This is a genomic window from Gordonia sp. UBA7599 (assembly GCA_002477755.1).
Lineage (GTDB): Bacteria > Actinomycetota > Actinomycetes > Mycobacteriales > Mycobacteriaceae > Gordonia.
The window spans coordinates 1-3,863 of the sequence record DLKD01000003.1; the positions used below are offsets into that span (position 1 = coordinate 1).

The following is a 3,863-nucleotide window of genomic DNA, read 5'->3' on the forward strand; positions in this document are numbered from 1 at the left end:
ATGATCTTCCTGCCCGCCGACCTGGCCGGCCGGCTCGACGTCGACGACGTTGCGGTCGTGGGCCACTCGGCCGGCGGGTTGCTCGCGGTCTGGGCGTCGGCGGCCCTGTCCGGACGGACCCGGCGGACCCGCATCACCCGCGTCGTCGCGCAATCGGCGGTCCTGGACCTGACCGACCCGCGCGCCCGCAACCGGCCGACCCCGCGCAACCTGATGGGACGGCACTACGACGAGATCCCCGAGCGGTACGCGCAGGCGTCGCCGATCCTGGCACCGGTATTCGACGCGCGGGTCGTCGCAATCCACGCCGGCGATGACGCGGCGGTGCCGGTGGAATCGAGCCGCCGCTACGTCGAGGCCGTGAGTGCGCGTGGTCAATCGGCCGAACTGGTCGTCGTGCCAGGGGAGGGGCACGACGCGTTCGTCGATCCACGCAGCGCCTGCACTCGGCAGACGCTGCGCTCACTGGGTGTGTGATGATTCGGCCGCTCGCTTCGCTCATTGGGAATTTGGTTGTCGTTCGCGGATACACTGGGACATAGCCAACAAGAAGGAGTGATGTCGCACGTGACGCAAGCCGATCAACCCCATGCCGAGACGGTGGTGGAGGTGGCGCCTGAGCGGATCATCGGATTGCTCGGCACCGGCGATGTGAACCTGCGGGTCCTCGAGGAAGTCCTCGATGCCGACATCCACGTCCGCGGCAACCGCATCACCCTCGCCGGCAGCGTCGCCGATGTGGCGACGGCCGATCGCGTGGTCGCCGAACTCCTCGACGTAGTGGGGCGCGGCACGCCCCTGACGCCCGACACCGTACGGCGGTCGGTTGCGATGCTCGCCGACCCGACCGCGGAGTCGCCGGCGCAGGTGCTGAGTCTGGACATCATCTCCCGACGCGGCAAGACGATCCGACCCAAGACGCTGAACCAGAAGCGCTACGTCGACGCGATCGACGCGAACACCATCGTGTTCGGGCTGGGGCCGGCTGGCACCGGCAAGACCTACCTGGCGATGGCCAAAGCGGTAGCAGCGCTGCAGGCCAAGGAGGTCACCCGCATCATCTTGACGCGGCCTGCCGTGGAGGCGGGCGAGCGTTTGGGCTTCCTGCCGGGCACACTCAGCGAGAAGATCGACCCTTATCTGCGGCCGCTCTACGACGCGCTGCACGACATGATGGACCCCGAGGCGATCCCCAAGCTGCTGGCCGCCGGGGTCATCGAAGTCGCCCCGCTGGCATTCATGCGAGGCCGTTCCCTGAACGACTCGTTCATCATCCTCGACGAGGCGCAGAACACCACTGGCGAACAGATGAAGATGTTCCTCACGCGCCTTGGGTTCGGGTCGAAGATCGTTGTCACCGGCGATACCAGTCAGATCGACCTGCCCGGCGGTGCGGAGAGCGGCCTACACGCTGCCACCCGCATCCTCGAGGGGATCGACGACATCCACTTCTCCCGTCTGACCAGCGCCGATGTGGTCCGCCACCGCCTGGTCGCGAACATCGTCGACGCGTACGACCGCGACGAGAACAGCGGTGGCGGCACCCGGGCCCAGCGTCGGTCCGGAGGACGGGAGCGCCGGTGAGCATCGAACTGGCCAACGAGTCGGGCATCGACGTCCCGGTCGACCTCGTCCTCGATGCGGCGCGGTTCGCCATCGATCGGATGGATGTGCATCCCGGTGCGGAACTGTCGGTGATCTGCGTCGACCTCGACACGATGGCCGACCTGCACATGCGGTGGATGGACCTGCCCGGCCCCACCGACGTGATGAGCTTCCCGATGGACGAGCTCACGCCCGGTTCACGCCAGTCCGGTGATGAGCCCGGCCCGGCCACGCTCGGCGACATCGTGCTGTGTCCGGAGTTCGCAAAGACGCAGGCCAAGCAGGCGCGGCATTCGTTCGACCATGAACTGGCGGTGCTCACGGTGCACGGCGTGCTGCACCTATTGGGCTACGACCACGCCGAGCCGGAAGAGGAGCGCGAGATGTTCGGCCTCCAGGCGGCGATCCTCGACGAGTGGTACTCCGACCGTCGGCTGCGCGACCGGTCGAAGCGGCAGTCGCGGCGCGACGAGGACCTGTTGCGCAAGACCGGGCTGCTTGATCCGGACGGGGACTGAGCGCGGTGCCGTCTGAAGTCGTCTTCCTGCTGGTGGCGGCCGCGCTGACACCCGTGGGCGGGGTGTTCGCTGCGATCGACGAAGCGCTCACCACCGCGTCGCAGGCCCGTGTCGCCGACCTGGTCAGCCAGGGGCGCGGGGGCGCCCGCCGACTGGAAGCAGTTCTGGAGCAGCGCCCCACCTATGTGGCACTGGTCGTCGTCGTCCGGGTCATCTGCGAGACCGCGGCAACGGCGTTCGCCGCCGTCGCACTGGTCAGCCTCTGGGGCAGCGGGTGGGGCCTGCTCGCCGCGATCGGGCTGATGACGGTGGTCTCCTTCGTCGCGGTCGGCGTCGGGCCGCGCACCCTCGGCCGCCAGCACGCCTACACGATCGGCATTGTCAGCGCGCCCGTCCTGCAGGCGATCGGCATCCTGCTGAAGCCGCTGACACGACTGCTCATCCTCATCGGCAACGCCGTCACCCCGGGCAAGGGCTTCCGCAACGGCCCGTTCGCCACTGAGATCGAACTGCGCGAGGTCGTCGACATGGCGACCGAACGTGGCGTCGTGGAAGACGACGAGCGCCGCATGATCCAGTCGGTCATCGACTTGGCCGACACCCACGTGCGCGAGATCATGGTGCCGCGCCCGGAGATGGTGTGGATCGAGCAGGACAAGAACGCTGCGCAGGCCGCCAGCCTCGCGATCCGCTCCGGTCATTCGCGCTTGCCGGTGATCGGGGAGAACCCCGACGACATTCGGGGCGTCGTCTACCTCAAGGACGTGACCAGCCGCGCCATCGCCGGCCTCGCCGCCTCGGTCGACGTCGCCGACGTGATGCGACCGGCGCAGTTCATCCCCGATTCCAAGACCCTCGACCGTGTGCTGGCCGATATGCAGCGCACCCGCAACCACATGGCGATGCTCGTCGACGAATACGGCGGTATCGCCGGGCTGGTGACGATCGAGGATGTGCTGGAGGAGATCGTCGGGGAGATCGCCGACGAATACGACCGCGACGAGGTCGCTCCGGTCACCGAGCTCGACGACGGTGGGTACCGAGTCTCGTCGCGACTGCCCGTCGAGGACCTCGGCGAACTTTTTGACATCGACATCGACGACGATGTGGAAACCGTCGGCGGCTTGGTCGGCCTCGTGCTGGGCCGTGTCCCGCTGCCCGGTGCGCAGGTACAGTGCCACGGCCTGAACCTCGTCGCCGAGGGCGGGCCCAACCGGCAGGGTCGCCAGCGGATCACTTCGGTCGTGGTGACGCGCATCGAGCCCGAGGAGTCCGACGACGAACCGGCCGGCGAACGGCACGACCGGCATGACAGACACGACAAGCATGAGAGATCCGAGAGGAAACGGGGGATCGACAATGGCGCCGCTTGAAGCCGACGACGCGAAGCTGGTGACCCTGGCGCGCGGGGCGATGGGACGCGCGCAAGCAGGTTCCGGGGCGGCAGTGCGCGATCTGGACGGGCGCACCTATGCCGGGGCTCCAGTCGGGCTGACGTCCTTGACGCTCAGTGCGCTGCAGGTCGCGGTCGCGACGGCCCTGTCCAGCGGTGCGACCGGATTCGAGGCGGCCGTCCTCGTCGCTGGTCCCGACGACGACCAGGGGCTGGCGGCGCTGGCAGAGGTTGCGCCGTCGGCGCTGGTCATCCGGACCGATCGCCGTGGGGAGCCCGTCGATGCCTGACGCCGAGGAGCAGTTCCGCTCCGGCTTCGTGTGCTTCGTCGGCCGGCCCAACACCGG

At 68.4% G+C, this 3,863-nt stretch carries 5 protein-coding genes; all 5 read left to right on the top strand.

Annotation, left to right across the window (positions count from 1 at the left end):
• A partial coding sequence (locus B4L26_RS00095) for an alpha/beta hydrolase family protein (RefSeq protein WP_290714372.1) occupies nt 1-477 on the top strand: 477 nt, incomplete at its 5' end.
• 81 nt (nt 478-558) lie between these two features.
• Nucleotides 559-1,584: a PhoH family protein gene (locus B4L26_RS00100; protein ID WP_290714374.1), complete on the top strand. Its 1,026-nt coding sequence runs from the start codon at nt 559-561 to the stop codon at nt 1,582-1,584.
• Nucleotides 1,581-2,123, top strand: a complete 543-nt coding sequence (gene ybeY / locus B4L26_RS00105; protein ID WP_290714376.1) for an rRNA maturation RNase YbeY — start codon at nt 1,581-1,583, stop codon at nt 2,121-2,123. Before B4L26_RS00100 ends, ybeY begins: the two co-directional genes overlap by 4 nt.
• A 5-nt stretch (nt 2,124-2,128) precedes the next feature.
• Nucleotides 2,129-3,496 carry a hemolysin family protein gene (locus tag B4L26_RS00110; RefSeq protein ID WP_290714377.1) on the top strand — a complete coding sequence of 456 codons (1,368 nt, stop codon included), beginning with the start codon at nt 2,129-2,131 and terminating at the stop codon, nt 3,494-3,496.
• The gene (locus B4L26_RS00115; protein ID WP_290714378.1) at nt 3,483-3,806 is read left to right on the top strand and encodes a cytidine deaminase; all 324 of its coding nucleotides are present in this window, start codon (nt 3,483-3,485) and stop codon (nt 3,804-3,806) included. The genes B4L26_RS00110 and B4L26_RS00115 overlap by 14 nt, the downstream gene beginning before the upstream one ends.
• Nucleotides 3,807-3,863: the final 57 nt, after the last annotated feature.